Source organism: Cupriavidus taiwanensis (genome assembly GCF_900250075.1).
GTDB classification, from domain to species: domain Bacteria; phylum Pseudomonadota; class Gammaproteobacteria; order Burkholderiales; family Burkholderiaceae; genus Cupriavidus; species Cupriavidus taiwanensis_C.
Window position 1 is genome coordinate 1,237,317 of the sequence record NZ_LT977071.1, and the last position, 17,994, is coordinate 1,255,310.

At 70.5% G+C, this 17,994-nt stretch carries 7 protein-coding genes; 2 read left to right on the plus strand and 5 right to left on the minus strand.

Going from position 1 to position 17,994, the window contains the following annotated elements:
* Positions 1–18: 18 nt before the first annotated feature.
* The 4 genes from CBM2588_RS21975 to CBM2588_RS21990 form a co-directional block, all read right to left on the minus strand.
* Positions 19–10,692 (minus strand): LWXIA domain-containing protein, encoded by a 10,674-nt coding sequence (locus CBM2588_RS21975; RefSeq protein ID WP_115682470.1) that lies wholly within the window; start codon positions 10,690–10,692, stop codon positions 19–21.
* 184 nt (positions 10,693–10,876) lie between these two features.
* A complete protein-coding gene (locus CBM2588_RS21980; RefSeq protein ID WP_115682471.1) occupies positions 10,877–11,680 on the minus strand; it encodes a putative hydro-lyase in 804 nt (267 codons plus the stop codon).
* 118 nt (positions 11,681–11,798) lie between these two features.
* Entirely contained in the window at positions 11,799–12,749 is a 951-nt protein-coding gene (locus tag CBM2588_RS21985) for a LysR family transcriptional regulator (RefSeq protein ID WP_115682472.1), read from the minus strand.
* Positions 12,750–12,901: 152 nt separating this feature from the next.
* A complete protein-coding gene (locus tag CBM2588_RS21990) occupies positions 12,902–13,507 on the minus strand; it encodes an SRPBCC family protein (RefSeq protein ID WP_115682473.1) in 606 nt (201 codons plus the stop codon).
* A gap of 513 nt (positions 13,508–14,020) precedes the next feature.
* Between CBM2588_RS21990 and CBM2588_RS21995 the strand changes: the two genes are divergently transcribed.
* Together CBM2588_RS21995 and CBM2588_RS22000 are read left to right on the plus strand one after the other, a co-directional pair.
* Positions 14,021–15,334, plus strand: coding sequence for an MFS transporter (locus CBM2588_RS21995; RefSeq protein WP_439897461.1), 1,314 nt, complete (start codon positions 14,021–14,023; stop codon positions 15,332–15,334).
* 325 nt (positions 15,335–15,659) lie between these two features.
* A complete protein-coding gene (locus CBM2588_RS22000; RefSeq protein WP_115682474.1) occupies positions 15,660–16,643 on the plus strand; it encodes a helix-turn-helix transcriptional regulator in 984 nt (327 codons plus the stop codon).
* 312 nt (positions 16,644–16,955) lie between these two features.
* Here CBM2588_RS22000 and CBM2588_RS22005 read toward each other — a convergent pair whose 3' ends face one another.
* Complete coding sequence (locus tag CBM2588_RS22005; RefSeq protein WP_115682475.1) at positions 16,956–17,993, minus strand: EscU/YscU/HrcU family type III secretion system export apparatus switch protein; 1,038 nt, start codon at positions 17,991–17,993, stop codon at positions 16,956–16,958.
* Between the last annotated feature and the right edge of the window lies 1 nt (position 17,994).

The following is a 17,994-nucleotide window of genomic DNA, read 5'->3' on the forward strand; positions in this document are numbered from 1 at the left end:
CGCGGCGCCGCCGATGCCCTATCGCGTCACGTCCAGCTCCCAGCCGGGCTCCAGGTGGTCCGGGTTGTCGGCCAGCCGATAGCGCGGGTTCAGGTTGATCAGTTCGCGCAGCGCGAAGTTGGCCACCTGCTGGTCCGGCGTCATCGCCTGCGCCCGGGCCTCGGCCTTCTGGCCGTCGGACAGCAGCGTGTCCAGATGCGCGCCGGCGATGCCCCATAGCGTGGAACCGGCGACGTGGTCCGGGCTGTAGGGCTGCACCCGTACCGATCCGGAGCCCGGGCGCTCCCTCGGGGTCTCGCTGGGCGGTTCTGCCGGGGTCTCTTTCGGTGGCTCTTTCGGTGGCTCTTTCGGCGGCGCCGGCGGGGTCGAGGGGCCGCCGCTGGGCGTCGGCGTTGGCGTCGGCGTTGGCCGCGGCGCGCCCTTGTCCTCGTCCTTGAGCAGCTCCACCAGGATCTTGGCGCCGAAGTTGACGATCACGCCGCCGCCCAGCAGCACCAGCCCCTTGGGCATGGCGCGGCCGAAGAAATCCCATTTCTGCGCCAGCCATGGCGTGACCGGCTTGTCCACGGCGTCGGGATCGGCGGCCTTCGCCAGCCGGTTTTTCTCGGCATTGATCAGCTTCTGCTCGTTGCGCGACTGCAGGTGCGCACCGATGCCGAACACCGCCAGGCTGCCCGCCTCGATCGCGCCGACCACGCCGCCGGTGTGCATCATGTCGGCCACGGCCAGCGGCACCGCGCCGACCGAGTAGGCGTTCATCACGAACTTGCGCAGCCGCGCACCCAGCAGCGCGGGCTGCGCCAGGCCGGTGTGATAGCCAGCGCGGGCCGCGAAATTGACCGTGCTCAGCACCGAATTGGCGGCCAGGAACACCGCGCTGCTGTAGGTCAGCGGCTCGCCGATCTGGGTCACGCCGTGCTCGCCGAACCACAGCATGGTGTTGCCGTTGTTGATCGCCAGCGTGGTCAGCTGCAGCGCGTCGTTGACCTGGCCGGCCCGGGTATCGGGCGTCAGCAGCGAGGCGCCGATGGTGCCGATCACCGCCTGCGCCTCGCGGATCTTGTCCGGGGCCTCCGCCAGGTCCTTCTTGTCGGCGTGGTGGGCGTAGGCCTCCAGCTGGTCCAGCGCCTTGGCAAACTTCTGCTGGTTCGTGCCGTTGATGCCCCACACCGCGGTGCCGGGCTTCTCGGTCAGCGCGCGGCGCAGCCAGGCGATATCGGCCGGCGTGTGCGTGCCGGCGCGCCGGATCACCTTGTTGGCATGCACGGTGCGCCCCATCGCCACGCTGCCGCGGTAGATAAAGCAGCCGGCGCTGGTCAGCACCAGGTTGGCACCGGTCTGCGCAGAGATCGCCGCGGCGCCGGAGGCGGCGGCGAAGGTGCCGGCCGCCGACACCGCCAGCGCGGTGCGCACCTTCCACGGCCGCGGGCCATTGCTGCCGGGCGGCGGGGCATTGCCGGCCGGGCCATGCGAGATGGTCGCGCGCACCACTGCGCCCTCGCCGCCCCGGGTGCCGTCGTCACCCCTGGCGCGCCCTGCTTCCTGCATCCGGTCCAGCATGCGGTACACCGCGCTCCCTTGCGACGCATCCGAGCCGGTCTCGACATGGGTCAGGTCGGCCACCTTGACCGTACCGTCCGGGAACAGCGCGAACTCCACGTCGCCCAGATGCAAATTGCGCGTCTTCATGGTGTCGACCAGCGCGGCGATATCGTGCGCGGAGCGGCCATTGAGCAAGGCGGCATGCTCTGGCCGCAACTGGCCGGCGGCGTCGAACAGGTCCTTGGTGCTGGCCGCGTAGCGTTCGTAGCCGATGGCCGGGCGCCCGAACGCCTCGAACGAAGCTGGCCCGAAGCTGCGCACGGTTTTGAGCCCGTGCGTGCCGGCGGCCTCGGCCATGGCGGCGCGCTCGCCGTGCACCATGTCGCCCAGCCAGGCCTCGTTGGCAATGCCGACCGCCAGGTCCTTGCCCAGCGCAAACACGGTCTTGGCGCCGCCGCTGCCCAGACGCGGGCCGAGGTAGGTTTCCAGTTGCACCCGTTCGCGGGTGCCATCGGGCCGGCGCAGGAACACGTTGCCGTGGTGGTCGATCTTGAAGCTGTGGCCGGCGTAGGGATCGGGCTGCGGCGACAGGCGGCGCCAGCGGCCCGGCTGCGCCAGGTCGATCTGGCTCCTGGCCGGATCCTGCGCGTAGGCGCCGCGGCGCAGCGCGAACTCCGGCACCAGCACCTCGGTGCCCATCACGTCGGCCACCTGCTGCGCCAGCATGCGTCCCTGCGGTGCATGCGCGCCGTCCAGCGCCAGCACGATGGGCTGGCCGGGCTCCCAGTCGTGCGCCAGCTGCAGGGCAAGTTCGTGGGCGCCGATGCCTTCGCCTCCCTCGCCGCGCAGGCCACCCTCCGGGCGCACGGCCCCGACCACCACCAGGTGATCGCTGGGCGCGTTGACGCGCACTGCCGGCTCGCCCAGTGCCAGTTCGGCCCAGCGGTCCGGCGTCTGCCGCCAGCTGGCCGGCACCGGATCGCCGGCGGTGCGCGCGCCCTGCTGGCGCACCGGCTTGCCGCCGCTGGTGAGCGCCACCACCGGCAGCGCCGGCATGGCGCCGTGGAAGCGGCCGCCGTCCTGCACATGCACCGGCGCGCCGGAAGCGGCCATGGCGGCGGGATCGGCGGCCACGCGCAGGCGCGCGCCATAGGCCAGGTCGCTACCCGGCGCGCGGAACGCATCCACGTCCAGCCGGCCGTCGGCGCCGTAGACGCGCGCGTTCAGCCCGGTGGCCAGTTGCTGCACCAGCGACACCGCGCCGTCCTGCCCGTAGCAGCCGTACAGCACCACCGGCATGCCCTGCTGGTAGTCCGGATGCGAGCGGATGCGGTCGATCACCGCCGTGGCGTCGATCAACGACGCCGGACCGTCGCCGGCCCGCATCGCGATGCCGCCGAACAGGCCCTCGGCGCGCACGGTGAAATGCCCGGGAATCTGCGGCACCGACACCGCCACCGCCTCGTCGCCAAAGGTCTTCTGGCCGGCCTGCTGGGCCAGGTCCAGGTCGGCACGCCCGCGCGGAAACTGCTCCAGCCGGGCCAGCACGTCGATGCGACGGCCGTCCTGCTGGCGCACCAGCGGCAGGCCGGCGCGGAAGTCGTCGGGCAACGCGGCGCGGATCTCTCCGTGGTAATCCGGATTCAGCGCAAACCCGTCCGCATGCGGCTTGTGCCCGCGCAGCGACAGCGGCACCGTGCCGACCACGCTGCGCGCGTCGACCGCGCCGTGCCGCGCCGCCTCGCGCTGCGAAACGATGGCGATGCGGAAGTTGCCCCCCGCCTGCAGCGCGGGGCCAAGGTCGCGCATGGCCTGCTGCAGCGACAGGAACGATGCTTCCGGCAGCCCCGCGCGCAGCGGCACCGACAGCCCATCGCCATGGGTCACCACGTAGTGCACGCCGGCCAGGCGCCCGCCGGAGGCATGGATGCCGTCGATAGTGGCCGCTATCGCGCCGCGACTTGGCGCGCCGTCGCGCACCGACCAGCTGCCGTCGCGAATCTCCGGCCGCGCCGCGGGCATCGCCGCCGGCTGGCTGCCCGCGTCCTCGGCGCGGCTTGCGGAAGCGGCCTTGCGCGGCAGTTGCCCGCCGTGCGCGACCACCGCTTCGGCGGCGTCGGCCAGCGGCGTGCGCGCCAGCGCCGGACCGCCCGGCAGCGGTGCGCGCGCGGCACCCGGTCCGCGCGGCTGGCCGCCGGCGGCCGCGCGTCCGTACAGCGTGATCACCGCCTGGTGCACCTCGGTCGAGAAGCCATCCACCGTTGCCACCCGCTCGCGCGAAACGCCGTCGACGGCGCCGGCATCGGCCGCCGCCTGCAGCACGCGGCCCAGTTCCTCGGGGCTCTGGAAGCGTTCCGGCATATTGCCCCGGCGCAGCAGCAGCGCCGAGACCGCGTACGCGCCCCAGTTCGACACGCTGGCGGTGACCACATGGTCCACCGGCACCACCGCGGCGATATCGCTGCCGTCGAGCGCGCGCGGGATCAGCCCGCCGACGCCGCCCATGCCGGCCTCGTTGCCGCCATCGCCCACGCCCAGGGTCTCGATGCCGTCGATGGCATTGGCTTCCAGCACGATCTGGTCCAGTGCCGGGTTGAAGTCGTCGATGCCGATGCCGCGCATATTGTGCTTAATGCCGCGCGCGCTGCGCGACGGCAGCTCGATCGCCATGACCCGGTCGGGGCCGACCTCGCGCAACAGCGCGCGCGCCGGCTCGGCGGCGCTGGCGATCGGTTCATCGAATACGCGGATATTGTCCAGCGGCTCGCCCATCTCGCGCAGGATGCCTTCCAGGATCGGCCGGTTGGCCGAATCCACCACGTAGGTCACCTGCTTGCCGCGCAGCCGCAGCGCGCGCCCCAGTTCCGCGGTGCCCGGGGGGCCGTCGGTTTCCGGCATGTCCTTGGCCACCGAGAAGCCCGTCACCAGCATCACGTTGCTGGCATCTTCCAGCGACGCCGCCGCGCGTTCGGCGCCGCCCGGCATGTAGAACTCGCGCAGGCCGCGGCCGATGTAGTTGAAGCTGACGCGGTCGACCGGCGACAGGTGGCGCCCGCCTTCGACCAGCGCCAGCGCCGGCGACACGTCGGCGGCCTCGCCGAAGGCGGTCTTGAACACGCGGATATCGGGGCGCCGCCCCATCGCGTGCGCCAGCCCGGACACCCGCGACGGCTGGCCGGTGGTGAAGACGATGGTCGGCAGGGTCTTGTCGTCGGGCACCGCCGACGGGTCCAGCGGCTGCTCCAGCAGTGCGCTGCGGTCGATCAGGCCCTGGTCGACCAGCATCTCCACGCCCTTGCGCGCCTGGTACTGCATCGGGTCGATCAGCCTGACGTCGCTGCGGCCGATGGCATCGAGCTGCTGGCGCACCAGCGTCTCCAGCGCGGGATAGTGGGTGCAGCAGAACCACAATGAGGTGGCGTCGGCCGGGATCTGCTCGGCGTTGATGTACTTGGCCACCAGCCCCTTGAGCTGTTCCAGCTGCTTGCCGTCGGCCAGGTGCATCAGGTTGTTGACCGCATCGGCCCACTCGGTCGCGCCGATCTCCTTGACCGTGACGCTGCCGCCGCTGGCCTCGGCCACCGCTTCCAGGTAGGCGTGCAGCTTGACCGTGCCGGGCGTGGCCACCACCACCGGGCGCGCCCCGCCCTCGGTGACGATCCTGGGCGCGGTCTGCATGATCAGGTTGACCACCTTGGCCTGGTGGGTGCCGGCCAGCGCCTCGGGAAACGCGGTGCAGGCGGTGTTGCAGGCAAACAGGTCGACCGCGCCCCTGGCCTTCTGCGCCGCGACCACGCCGGCGTGGACCAGGTTCACCAGGTCGCCGCGCTCGCGCCCGCCGTAGGTGCCGGCGGCATGGTCGGTAAAGGCCACCACCTGCACCGCCTTGCCGGTCATGGCATAGGTATGGCGCGCGATGTTCTGCGCGGCCAGCAGGCCGCCGTTGCTGGAATCGAAGGCGGTGATGACGATCGCATCGTCCTGCACGCGGATGCCGAAGTCGGCCGGATCGATGCCGTCGGGCAGGAAGCGCCGCTGGATGCCCTCGAACAGCTGCGCCATGTCCAGTCCCGCGGGCAGGCGCTCGGCCGCCTTCTGCAGCAGCTCGTAGACCCCCTTCTGCACGGTCTTGTCGTAGCCGCGCACGCTGGTGGCGCCGACTTCCAGCGTGACGCCGTCGCGCGCCTTGTGGCGCGCCATGGTGTCGAGCAGCGCGCCCACGGTTTCCACGCTGGGCATGCCGCTGTCGCGGCCCAGCGCGCGCTGCACGCCGAAGCCGATCGCCTGCGCCGCCAGGTTGGAATTCATGCCCGTCACCAGGTGGTCGGCGCCGACGTCGGACCAGCTGTCGGCCAGTTGCTCGGTCACCGCCATGTCGCGCAGCAGGCGGTCGCGCGCGGCGCGCATGCCGGCCTCGTTGCCGTGGTCGCCCACGGCAATGGTGACCATGTCGGCGATGTCGTTGGCGTCGATCAGCAACTGGTCGAGCATGGCATTGCCGCGCACCCGCTCGCCGTTCTGCAGCCGGTATTCGTTGTTGGTGTTGCGCCCGGCCACTTCCACCGCCACCACCGCCTGCGGCTTGTGCATCGCCAGCAGCGCGCGCGACTGGCGCCCCGCGCTGGCAAAGTCCCGTGCCGAGAAGGTCTCGACGCGCGCATTGGGCTGGTTCAGGTCCTGACGCAGCATCTTGCGCAGCGTGCGCGCATGGGCGCGGTCGGTGACATAGACCACGTCCTTGCCCAGCGAGGCCAGGTAGGCGCCCAGCGAGGCCGCGCCAACCGGGCCGTTGGTCTCGGCGCGGCCATGGGCGGTCAGCGGGCCGGTGACGATCATCACCGAGTCCAGGTCCGCCAGCGCGCGCGCGGCCATCTCGGCGCCGTAGGGCACGCCGATGTTCTCCATGCTGCCGTCGATCCACAGCACGTTGTCCAGCGGCGAGATCGCGTTCTGCCGCAGCGACATGCGCGCGGGCGCTTCGGGCCCGTCGGCATGCGCCACCACCGCGGGGCCGTGGCTCACCGTGCGGCGCTGCACGCCGGCCTCGCCGTCGCCCGCGGGGTGGCGCGGCGCGCGCGCCGGCGCCGGCGTGCCGTGCGTGCCACGGCGGCGCGACGCCGCCACCGGCGCGTCGGTGCGGCCGCCGCCGCGCTCGCCCGACGGGTTGCGCGCGGCGGATTCCGTCACGTAGCGCGCCATGGCGCGGCTCATGGCGCGGTCCATCATGCCGTGGATCACGCGTTCCTGCAGCATCGTCCCGCGCGTGACCGCCATGTCGAAGGCCGCGGCGGTGCTGAGCCTGGCCGATTGCCAGGGCGTAAGGCGGTGCGGCGTGCGCAGGTCGCGCGCCGGCGTGGCAGCGCCGTCGGTGGCCGGCCGGCCGCCGTTGCTGCGCGCCGGCGTCGCGGGCCTGGCTGCGCCCGGGGCGGGTTCACCGTCGGCCTGCCTGCCGGAGCGGCCGGACTGGCCGTCGGCATCGGTGCGCGCGAGCGGCTGGCCCTCGGCGTCGCGGCCGGCCGGACCCCGGCGCGTGGTCGGCCGCGTCGCGGCTGGCACGCCATCGCCGTCGCGGTACGCGCCCAGCGCGTCCGGTGCGACGCCCCGCGCCGCTCCGCCGATGCCGGCTGGATCGCCGGCGCCGCGCCCGCGCATGGCCTGGTAGCCGTCGCGCACGGATTCCCCGATACGCTTCTGCACCGCCATCGGCAGCATCTGCGTGGCGCCCATCAGCAGCATGGCGCCGTTCTGCAGCTTCTCCGACACGCTCATCTCGCTGCCATGCTCGGCGAACATGGCGGCCTGCTGCAGCGTCTGCACGCCACCGATGCCGAAGCCCACGCCATTGAGCACGCGGCTGGCGCTGCCGTAGTGGCCGGCGCTGTGGGTCAGCATGCCGCCCGCCATCTGGCGCAGCGGGTTGGTGCTGCCGGCCAGCCGGGTGCCCGCGTTCATCGCCAGCGCGCCGGTCTTGGCCAGCCCCATGCCGCCCATGCCGGCCAGCGAGCCGGCGACGTTGAGCCACTGCGCCATCGCTTCCTGGCTGGCAAAGGGATTGACCGAGCGGCCATGGTCCGAAATATTGTCCAGCGCGGCCCACGAGGTGCCGACGCCGTAGCCCATGCTGCCCACCATGCCGACCCAAGCCGCGGCCACCAGCGGCGTCAGCGTGCCGCCCGAGGCCACCGCCAGCACCCCGCCCGCGACCGCGCCCACGGCGGCCACGCCGAGGTTGACCCAGCCCCACACCTTCTCGCTGGTGGTGACGATATGGGCATCCATCGCGGCGTAGTCGACGTGGCCGTCACGGCCAAGATCCAGGTTCTCGGCAAAGTACACCGTGCCCCGGTCGGACAGCAGGTTGTTCTCCTGGAAATCGCGCTTTGCGTCCAGCTCCTCCTTGCCGTAGACCGAGCCCTGGTCGTCCACCCACAGGGTCTTGCCGTCCTTGCCCTCGAATTCGAACACGGCGGTCTGGTACGGCACCTCGCCGGGGCCGGCCACGTACATCGGGATGGCCTTGACGGTGGTACCCGGCTTTGCATCGTCGGCGATCTGTTCGCGGATTGCGTTCGCGTCGCCCTGCGGCGCGCCCAGGGCGATGGCCTCGGACAGCCCCTTCTCGTCCGAGGCCTTCGCGCTGAGTTCTTCCTTGCGCATCGCCAGGCTGTCGAAGGTCTGCCGCAGGATCTCGTCCTTGTCGAGTTCGAAGCGCTGGTTGGCCTCCTTTGCCTCGTCGGTGCCGGCGTAGTCCTCGCTGCCGCGCTGCACCGCGTTGCGCAGGTAGACGTCGGACATCACCGGCGCGTCCTTGCTCGACTTCAGCGACTGCTCGAAGGCGGCCGACAGGCCGATGTGCCCCTTGGCGGCCGCGTCCTGGGCCCCGCCGTAGATGCGTCCCTGGCGCGACGAGCCGCCCTGGTTCATCATCATCAGCATGCTGACCTCGTTGTCGCGGTCGGTCAGCCAGCTGGCCGTGCTGGTCGCGGCCGGCGCCGTGCCGGCCTGAGCTTGCGGATTGCGCGCGTAGTAGCCGGCATCGGCCGCGTCGACCACCGCCGACAGGCCATGATAGAAGTCGTCCCAGTCGTTGTAGCCTGGCGACTGGCTGTTGTTGCGCCCGGTCCAGTCGTTGCTGTACTCGCTCTTCACCGTATCGAGCAGCGTGCCGGCGTCTTCCTCGATCAGGTGCGGCGCCACTTCCTGCAGGTAGACGCCGACCTTGTCGGCGTACATCTTCTCCTGGCCGATGATGGGCCGGCCCTGGTCGTCGTGGGTCTTGTTCTTCAGGTCCTTGTCCATCGACGCTTCGATCTGCGCCTTGAACAGGTCGCCGCTGAAGCGGTCGTTGTGCACGTCGACGTACAGCTGCCGCTCCTCGGGCGTCTGCGCGGCATCGGCGCCGGCCTTGCGCATCTGCAGCGCGCCGGTGACGTCGCCGCGGTCCAGCTTCTGCGCGATGCCGCGGGTCATGGCGTCCACGCGCAGCGGCACCGAGCCCTCCATGAAGCCGAGCATCCGGTTCAGGCCGCTGGCGGCCTGGTCACGCTGCGCCTGGCTCAGCCTGGGGTCTTCGCTGCGCGCCTTGAGCTGCTCGACGGTGTAGCCGAGCAGGCCTTTCTCGGCGACGCCCTTGTCGTAGGCGATCCGGGCCGGATCGGTGGCGGGCAGGTCGGGCGCGGGAATCAGGCTGTCCGCGCCCAGCGCCTTGTACATGACGTAGCCGGCCGGGTTGTGTTCCATCAGCGCGCGCTCTGCCTGCGGCAGGTCGCGTGGCGTGGCGGAGTTGGGATCGGTCTTGGCCTGGGGATCCAGCGTCAGCCCCTGTGCCTGCGCCATCGCCAGCGTGGTGGGGTCGTTCTGCGCCAGCTTGCGCTCGAACTCGGTGGACGGCGTCAGGTGCTCCATCTCGCCGGCGATGCGGCCGCGCAGGTCGATCCGGTCGATCAGCTGGCCCATGCCGCCGTCGGTGCCGTAGCGCGCCTTCAGGTCCTGCACCGCCTGCTGGCGATAGCTGTCCGGCACCTTGACGCCCTGGCCCGACGCCAGCGCCTGCAGCTGCGCGTCGGCGTCGCCGACCTTGCCGTTGGCCAGGGTCAGGTCGTACGAGCGGTCCGCCATCGAGAGGGTGCGGTCGTGCGGATCGTTGCGCAGGTCCTTCAGCGCCTGGTCGGCGTCCTGCTTGTAGCCGTTCGCCGCGATCGTGTCGATCTCTTTCTGCATGGCGGCGAGGAAGGACTCCTCGGCCTTTACCCGTTCCTGCTGTGCTTGCTCGTGGGCGTCGCGCGCGGCCACCAGCTGGTCGTCGGCCTCGAGCTCGAAGCGCCGGATGCCGCCGGGGATCTTCAGGTAGGCGGCCTGTTCCTGGTCGACCCTGGCGGCGGCCTGCTGCTCCTTTTCCTGCGCCAGCACCACGTTGAAGCGCGCGCCCTGGGTGTCGCGCGCCTGCTGCGTGCTCTCGTTCTTCAGGAATTGCGTCTTGGTTTCTTCGATATTCAGCGCGACGTTGGGATCGTCATAGCGCTTGCGGATCTCCTCGGCCTTGGCCTCGACCGCGGCCTTGACGTCCCCGCCGGTGGCCGCGGCGTTGTTGGCGGCCACGCGCAGCTCGTTCTGCGCGCCGCCCATCACGTTGCCGTACTTCAGGCCCAGCGGCTGCCACTGCTTGTCGGTCATGGCGCGGCCGTCGAGGTCGGCCACCACCTTGTCATAGGCGTCCTGCGCTTGCTGCTGCCAGCCATCGGTCAGCGCCCTGGCATCGTTTTCCTTCTTCTTGCGCGCTTCCTCGGCGGGGTCGGTCTTGGGCTTCTCGGGCGCCGGCGCATCGACCTGCATCGCCTTGGGCGACTGTGCGCCGGTGGCGTTGGTGGTGTAGAGCGCCGGCGTCACCACCACCGCCTGCGGCTTGTCGGGCTGGTCCGCGGGCCTGGCCTGCTGATTTTGCTGGGTTTGTTGCGACTGTTGCGCCTGCTGCGTGTTCTGGGTGTCTTGCTGGCGCTGGGTCTCGCGCGCCTCGGCGGCGCGCTGGGCGCGTTCGGCGGCTTCGCGGGCGGCGCGTTCGGCCGCCTCGCGCGCGGCTTCGGCGGCGGCGCGGGCCGCGGCCTCGGCTGCCGCGCGCCCGGCAGCCCGGATGGCATCCATGAAATCCAGCATGACGCAAGTCTCCTGGCGACGCCGGCGCGTGCCGGCAGGTCAGACGGTTGCCGATGCCCTGGCACGCGGCCGCGGCCACGCGCCAGCAGCGGGCAAGCCGCGGGCATCATGCGCGCCGATTCTGCGCGCGTCGGCGGCGCAGGCCAACTATGGGAATTCGTAGGGCCTGCGCGGGGCAGGTTGGCTACAGGCGGTTGTTGTCCAGGTCGGTCACCAGCATGCAGCCGGGCGCATGGGTGATGCAGATCTCGGGCCGCGCCTCTCGGATCACCGCCTGGGGCGTGACCCCGCAGGCCCAGAACACCGGGATTTCGTCGGCGTCGAGCGGCACCGCGTCGCCGTAGTCGGGCGATTCGATATCCTCGATGCCGATCAGCCGCGGGTCGCCGATATGCACGGGCGCGCCGTGCACGTCGGGGTAGCGCGCGGTGATCTCGGTGGCCAGGATCGCATCGGCGGCCTTGAGCGGGCGCATCGACACCACCAGCTTGCCCGACAGCCGGCCGGCCGGGCGGGTCTCGATGGCGGTGCGGTACATGGCGACGTTGCGGCCCAGGTTGATGTGCTTGAGCGGCACGTTGGCCGCCAGCAGCGCCTGCTCGAACGAGAACGAGCAGCCGATGGCAAAGGCGACGAAGTCGTCGCGCCACAGCTCGGTGATGCCGGTGGTCTCGTGGTAGGCGCTGCCGTTGCGATAGACCCGGTACATCGGCACGTCGGTGCGGATATCGACATCGCGCCCGAGGTTGCGGAACACCGGGTCGCCCGGATCGGTCACGTCGATCAGCGGGCAGGCCTTGCGGTTGAGCGCGCAGAACTGCAGGAAATCATAGGCCCAGTCGCGCGTCAGGATCACGATATTGGCCTGCACGTGGCCGCGCGCCAGGCCGCTGGTATGGCCGTGGTAGCGGCCCGCGCGGATCAGCTGGCGCAATGCGGCGGGGTCTTCGGGCAGGAGCGAGGCGGCATGCTGGAGCGGCTGGTTCATGGTCGGCAGGCAGGCGCCGGGCGGCGCGAAAGTCGGGTTGACCTGCCGATTCTGGTCGCCCGCCGGCGCCGGCGTCCAACAAATCTTTCGGATCGAGCGCGATAAAGGAATCCGATGACTACGAGCCCGCGTGGGGCCCCGCGGCTTGCGGCTGCGCCGCCACCGCCATGTCTTCGCCCACCTCGGCACAGAACTCCGCCACCACGCCGGTGGCCAGCCCGACGATCGACTCGTTGACCTCCAGCCCCGCGCCGATGCGCCACGAGGCGACGATGTCGAGCGCGGGCGGATGGTTCTCCACGTCCACCACCGACAGCGTGCCGTCGACCAGCTCCTTGCGCACCAGTGCCGGCGGCACCGCGCCGATGCCGAAGCCGTCGCCGATCAGCCGGGTCATCGCCGCCACCGAGTTCACGCAGTTGATGCGCGGCGAGGCCACGCCGTTCAGGTGGAACAGGCTTAGGATGTCCTGGTGCGGGCGCGAGTTCTTGACGAAGGTGATGACGCGTTCGGCGGCGAGTTCTTCGAGCGAGGCATAGGGTCGGTCGCAGGCGGAGCCGGTGGCGACGATCCAGCGGATCGGGTAGCGCGCCAGCTCGACATTGCGCACCGTTTCCAGCCGCAGCAGGTCGGTCTGGAAGATCACGTCGAGATAACCCTTCTGCAGCTGGTCGCACAGGTTCAGCGCGGCGTCGGCGGTCAGTTCGATCTCCAGCGCCGGGTAGGCCTGCATCGCGCGCTTGACCACGGTCGAGAGCCAGGTATGGATCACGGAATCCATCGCGCCGATGCGCACCCGCCCCGCGATGGCGCGCGAACGGTCCAGCGACTGCCGCATATGGTGCATGGTGTTCACCATCTTCTCGGCGTACTCCAGCACGCGCTGGCCCTCCGGCGTCAGCGTGACGCCGCGCGAATCGCGCAGGAACAGCTTGACCCCCAGGTCTTCCTCCAGCACGGCGATGCGGCTGGAGATCGAGGCCTGCGTGCTGAACAGCTTCTCCGCGGTCAGGCGGAAGCTGCGCAGGCGGGCCACCCAGACGAAGGTTTCGAGAAAGCGCAGGTTCATGGGCGATGGGAGGCGGGACGCGCGCTGCGGCGGCGCATCAGGACAGAATCCAAGCCACAGAATCTACGCGATGGCACGGAGGCAAACAAGCGTTTGACAGCAGCGCTCGGGAGCGTGCCATGCTGCCCCGCAGCATGGCCGGCGCGCCGCGCTCACGCCCCCAGCGGCGACGGCTGCGACGGCGTCGGCGGCTGGCGCGGCGGGATCAGTGCCGGACCGCGCGCGGCCTCCTCTTCGGCCTCATGCTGCGCCGCTTCGGCCTGCGCCTTCAGGCGCTGCAGCGCGGCCAGCATGTCGTCGCCCAGCGCCGCCGGGTACTCGGCGCGCGCGCCGTCGGGTACGGCCGACGGGTCCAGCCACATCTGCCAGCTCACGTGCGTGGTGCCCACGTCCTGCCCCGGCGTGGCTTGCAGCCGCCCGCGCGTATGGCTGGAGAGCTTGCGGTAGCTGTAGGAGAACGGCCCCCTGTCGGTCAGCACGTCGACCGCCGGCAGGCCGCCGGCCTTGTGGGCCATGCGGCGTACCGTGCCCGGGCTGCCGCTGCCCAGCACCACGCGGCAGTCCTTGTAGAGGCTGTCCCAGTCCGGCACCGCGCAGTAGCCTCCGGCCAGCTCCCAAACGCGCGCCGGATCAGCCAGCACCTCGACCGAGCGCTCCACAGGGATCAGCTGCGCGTGCGCCGGCGCCTGCCACGCCAACAGCAGCGCAGGCACGGCGAGCCGGAGCGTGGAAAGGGTCAGGCGGGCAAGCATTGACATAGGCTAGGCGGCACGCGCACGGTGGGGGGCAATGGGTGCAAGCCTAGCCGAGCACGGCGGCATGTGCCATTACCGAAGGCTCGTAGCGGCCGCGCCGCGCACCGCCCGGCCCTACGTGTTTCCGTAGGGCCGCGGCCAACCCGTGCGCGCTGGCGCGCCGTATGCTTATGCCCTTGCGGCTGCGCCCCGCGCACGCCGCCCCGGCATCGGGGAAAACCCGCGGGCCGTGGCGATGGCGCCACGGGACGGAACGGCGCCAGCCGCGCATTCACGGGCGTTCAGCACAGGAATCAATTTTTCTTATCGGCCGCCGCCCGAAAAACTAGTTGGACGCGGGCCGCCGTGCCTTTCAAGAATGCAGTCAGCGGGCGCACCGCAGGAAGCGCTGCAACCGCGCACCGCCGCGCCATCGAGCGCCAGCGGTAGCCGGCAACGCATGGCGGGACCACAAGGCAGACACCGCGTGCCACGCGCGCTGCCAGGGCCGAGCCAGACATCGCACGAGAGGAATGCATGGAAACGCAGATCGGCAGTATCCAGAGCCCCCAGCCGTCATCGCCCGCCAGCGCCGAGGCAGCACCGTCGCGCGGCTTTTTCTCCTGGTACCGCGACATCACCGCCAATGAACGCCGCACCTTCTGGAGCTGCAAGGTCGGCTATGCGCTCGACGCCATGGACACGCAGTTCCTGAGCTTTGTCATCCCCACGCTGATCGCCACCTGGGGCATCAGCCGTGCCGACGCCGGCTTTATCGGCACCGCCACGCTGCTGACTTCAGCCGCGGGCGGTTGGGTCGCGGGCATCCTGTCCGACCGCATCGGCCGCGTGCGCACGCTGCAGCTGACGATCCTGTGGTTCGCCTTCTTCACCTTCCTGTGCGGGCTGGCGCAGAACTATGAACAGCTGCTGGTGGCGCGCGCGCTGATGGGCTTCGGCTTCGGCGGCGAATGGACCGCCGGCGCGGTGCTGATCGGCGAGGCCATCCGCGCGCAGGACCGCGGCAAGGCGGTGGGCATGGTGCAGGCCGGCTGGGCCGTGGGCTGGGGCCTGGCGGCGCTGCTCTATGCGCTGGTGTTTTCGCTGCTGCCGGCCGAGACCGCATGGCGCGTGCTGTTTCTGATCGGGCTGCTGCCGGCGGTGTTCGTGATCGTGCTGCGCCGCCTGGTGAAGGAGCCGGAGGTCTATACCGAGCACAAGGCGCGCGAGGCACAGGCCAGCGAGAAAACCTCGTTCGCCGCGATCTTCTCCCCGCGCCTGATCAGCATCACGCTGCGCGCGGCGCTGCTGACCACCGGCGCGCAGGGCGGCTACTATGCCATCACCACCTGGCTGCCGACCTTCCTCAAGACCGAGCGCGGCCTGACCGTGCTGGGCACCGGCGGCTACCTGGCGATGGTGATCGTCGGCTCCTATATCGGCTACGTCACCAGCGCCTACCTGACCGACCGCATCGGCCGCAAGCGCAATTTCATCCTGTTCGCGCTGGGCTCGATGACGATCGCGCTGGCCTACACGCACATCCCCGTCAACGACACCGTGATGCTGCTGCTGGGCTTTCCGCTGGGCTTCTTTGCCTCGGGCATCTTCGCCGGCATGGGCGCGTTCCTGACCGAGCTGTTCCCGACCAGCGTGCGCGGCTCCGGCCAGGGCTTCTGCTACAACGTGGGCCGCGCCATCGGCGCGTTCTTCCCGTTCCTGATCGGCCATGTCAGCCAGCAGATGTCGCTGGGCCACGCCATCGGCATCTTTGCCGCGGCCGCGTATGGCGTGCTGATCCTGGCCGCACTGACGCTGCCGGAAACGCGCGGCAAGGCACTGGAAGCGTAAGGCGCAACCTGGCGCGCCGCGGCCCGGCGCCGCGGCGCGCGCACACCACAACAACAATCACGGCAGCCCCCACGCGGGGCCTGCCAGGTTTTCTTCCGACGGGAATCGGGTCAGCAGTATGTCGGGCTTGCCAGCTCGACGGCAATGCAGCGCAGCAGCGATACGCGCTGGCGATGGCCAGCCGCCGTGCAGCACCGGCGGGCGGCCACGACCGGCACGACGCGCCGCGCCCCGCAGCGCCGCCGCGCAGGCCAGCCCCATTTGCACGCGTGGACCGGCTCACAAGGCCGTGCTTGCACGCCAAGACTCGTTGTCGGAGGCCTACATGATCAAAGATGTGGAAGTCGTGCCGTACCGTGACGCGGGGGCGTCCGGGCATGGCACCGCAGCAACCGCCGCACGCCCCGCCCGCCCGGCCACCGCGCCTGGCAGCGCCCCGGCACTGGTGGCCAACAACGGCATCAAGGTATTCGGCGAGCGCCACCTGGTGCCGGTCAGGCAGCGCGTGCGCCATGGCGCCACCCCCGGACTGGTGACCGCGCTGCAGGCCGAGCCGACCCACGAAGGCCGCAGCGCCGTGATGCAGTCCGCGATCCGCGCGATCGGCTTCGACTGGCTGGGCTACGCCACCGCCGCCCATGTCGGCGGCCAGCTGCAGCCGCGCACCTTCTTTGAAAGCTATTCCCCGCCAGGCTGGCGCGAGCGCTATTTCCGCGAGCGCTACTACGAGATCGACCCGCGCACGCCGCAGCCGGGCACCTTCTGCCTGCCCACCGTGTGGGACGCCGACGACCTGGCGCAGACGCCGCTGGGCAACGTGCCGCCGCTGCGCCGCCGCCGCTTCCTGGAGGACCTGCGCGACGCCGGCGTGCGCAGCGGCATCTTCCTCAACCTGCCGATGCCGGGCAACAGCGAGTTCGTGCTGATCAGCTTTATGTCGGGCATCGAAAGCCGGCGCTGGATCGGCGATTCCGTGGTGGGCCAGGCGCTGGCGATGGGGCTGGCGCTGCATGAATTCCTGACCTGCCACGTGGAGATTCCCGCGTTTGCCGGGCGCCATCGCGAAGGCCTGTCGGAGGTGCAGCGCGATATCCTTGCGTGCCTGGCGCAGGGGCTGTCGGACAAGGAGATCGCGCGGCGCATGGACATGTCGATCTTCAACGTCGATTACCACATGCGCCGGCTGCGCAGCCACTTCGGCGTGCGCAACCGGGTGCAGCTGGCCAGCGCGGCGACATTGCTGCGGCCGCCGGGGGCACCGCTGTCGGTGGACAGGGACAAGGATGCGGCGGGGGTGATTGCGGCCTAGTTTGCCGGTGTTGGCATTTGCCTCAGACCTTCAAACTCCCGCTTGCGTACTCCCTCTCCCGCTTGCGGGAGAGACCACCGCACCTTTGCACGTGCCGGCTTGCTTGCCAGTCACCGATGGTTGTGGTCCCCGCGCAGGCGGGGACCCAGTGGCTTTTTGTCTCCCTTCGGGGGACTTCAAAGACGCTGGATTCCCGCCTGCGCGGGAATGACGGTGGAATTTGATGCTTCGGTGGTACTAACGGAATCAAGCCGTTAGCAACGGTTCCTGGGTAGGGGAGAAAACCCGCAGCGGTGCGCATTCCGACCAGCATCACTCCTCCCCCTTCGCCCACCGCATCAACTCCGCCACCCGCTCGAACAAGGTCCGGTCGATAAACCGGTCCAGCGGAACATTCAAATACAGCCGCTGCGCCAGGTCCGAATCGAACGCAGACGGCACCAGGTAGTCCGCCGCGGCCTGGCGGATGCGCGCCGCCACCTGGCCGCTGCCCTTGGCCACCACCCGCGGCAGCGTGCCGGGGCCGTCATAGCGCAGCGCCACCGCGTACTGGGTGGAATACACCACCGCGGTCGACACCCGCACCCGTTCGCTGACGCCGAAGAACGCGGCCTCGAAGAAGGCCGCGCGGCGGCGCCCGGCCATGATCGGGTCGCCCTGGGTCTCCTTGTATTCGCGGCGGTACTCGTCGACGCTCATGCGCTGGCGCTTCATGAACTGGTGGCGCTCGTGCACGTAGTCCACCACCGCCATCACCAGGTAGATCACCGCGGCCCAGCAGCACATGCGCAGGATGATGTAGGCGACCAGCAGCAGGATTTCGGCGGGGCGGGCATAGCCGGTGCGCACGCCATCCTCGATCGCGCCCAGCGCCAGCACATAGACCAGCCCGGCCAGCAGCGCGATCTTGACCAGGATCTTGGCCAGGTTCACCAGGTTGCGCACGGCGAACATGCGCTTCAGGCCCTCGGCCGGGTTCAGCCGCGCCAGGTCTGGCTTGATCTGCTCGAACGCCACCAGCGGGCCCACCTGCAGGAACGCGCCGACGATGCCGCATACCAGCGCCAGCGCAACGATCGGCAGCACGCCCATCAGCAGGAAGCGCGCCGCGGCCTCGCCCAGCACCAGCATTTGCTGGTCCGCCAGGTGCTGCGGCACGCTGCCCATGGCGCTGTGCCACAAGGCCTGGAACAGCCGCACGAAATAACGGCCCAGCAGCCACAGGCCCGCCAGCACGCCGAGGAACACCACCGCCGAGGTGACGTCGCTGCTGCGCGGCACCTCGCCGCGCTTGCGCGCCTCGTCCAGCTTGCGCCGGGTTGCCTCGAGGCTCTTTTCGCTGTCGCTCATC

Bases quoted from the DNA above. Each gene is read 5' to 3' on its own strand.
- CBM2588_RS21995 (WP_439897461.1), top strand. From the start codon at position 14,021: ATGGAAACGCAGATCGGCAGTATCCAGAGCCCCCAGCCGTCATCGCCC.
- CBM2588_RS21975 (WP_115682470.1), bottom strand. From the start codon at position 10,692: ATGCTGGATTTCATGGATGCCATCCGGGCTGCCGGGCGCGCGGCAGCC.
- CBM2588_RS21990 (WP_115682473.1), bottom strand. From the start codon at position 13,507: ATGTCAATGCTTGCCCGCCTGACCCTTTCCACGCTCCGGCTCGCCGTG.
- CBM2588_RS21980 (WP_115682471.1), bottom strand. From the start codon at position 11,680: ATGAACCAGCCGCTCCAGCATGCCGCCTCGCTCCTGCCCGAAGACCCC.
- CBM2588_RS21985 (WP_115682472.1), bottom strand. From the start codon at position 12,749: ATGAACCTGCGCTTTCTCGAAACCTTCGTCTGGGTGGCCCGCCTGCGC.
- CBM2588_RS22000 (WP_115682474.1), top strand. From the start codon at position 15,660: ATGATCAAAGATGTGGAAGTCGTGCCGTACCGTGACGCGGGGGCGTCC.
- CBM2588_RS22005 (WP_115682475.1), bottom strand. From the start codon at position 17,993: ATGAGCGACAGCGAAAAGAGCCTCGAGGCAACCCGGCGCAAGCTGGAC.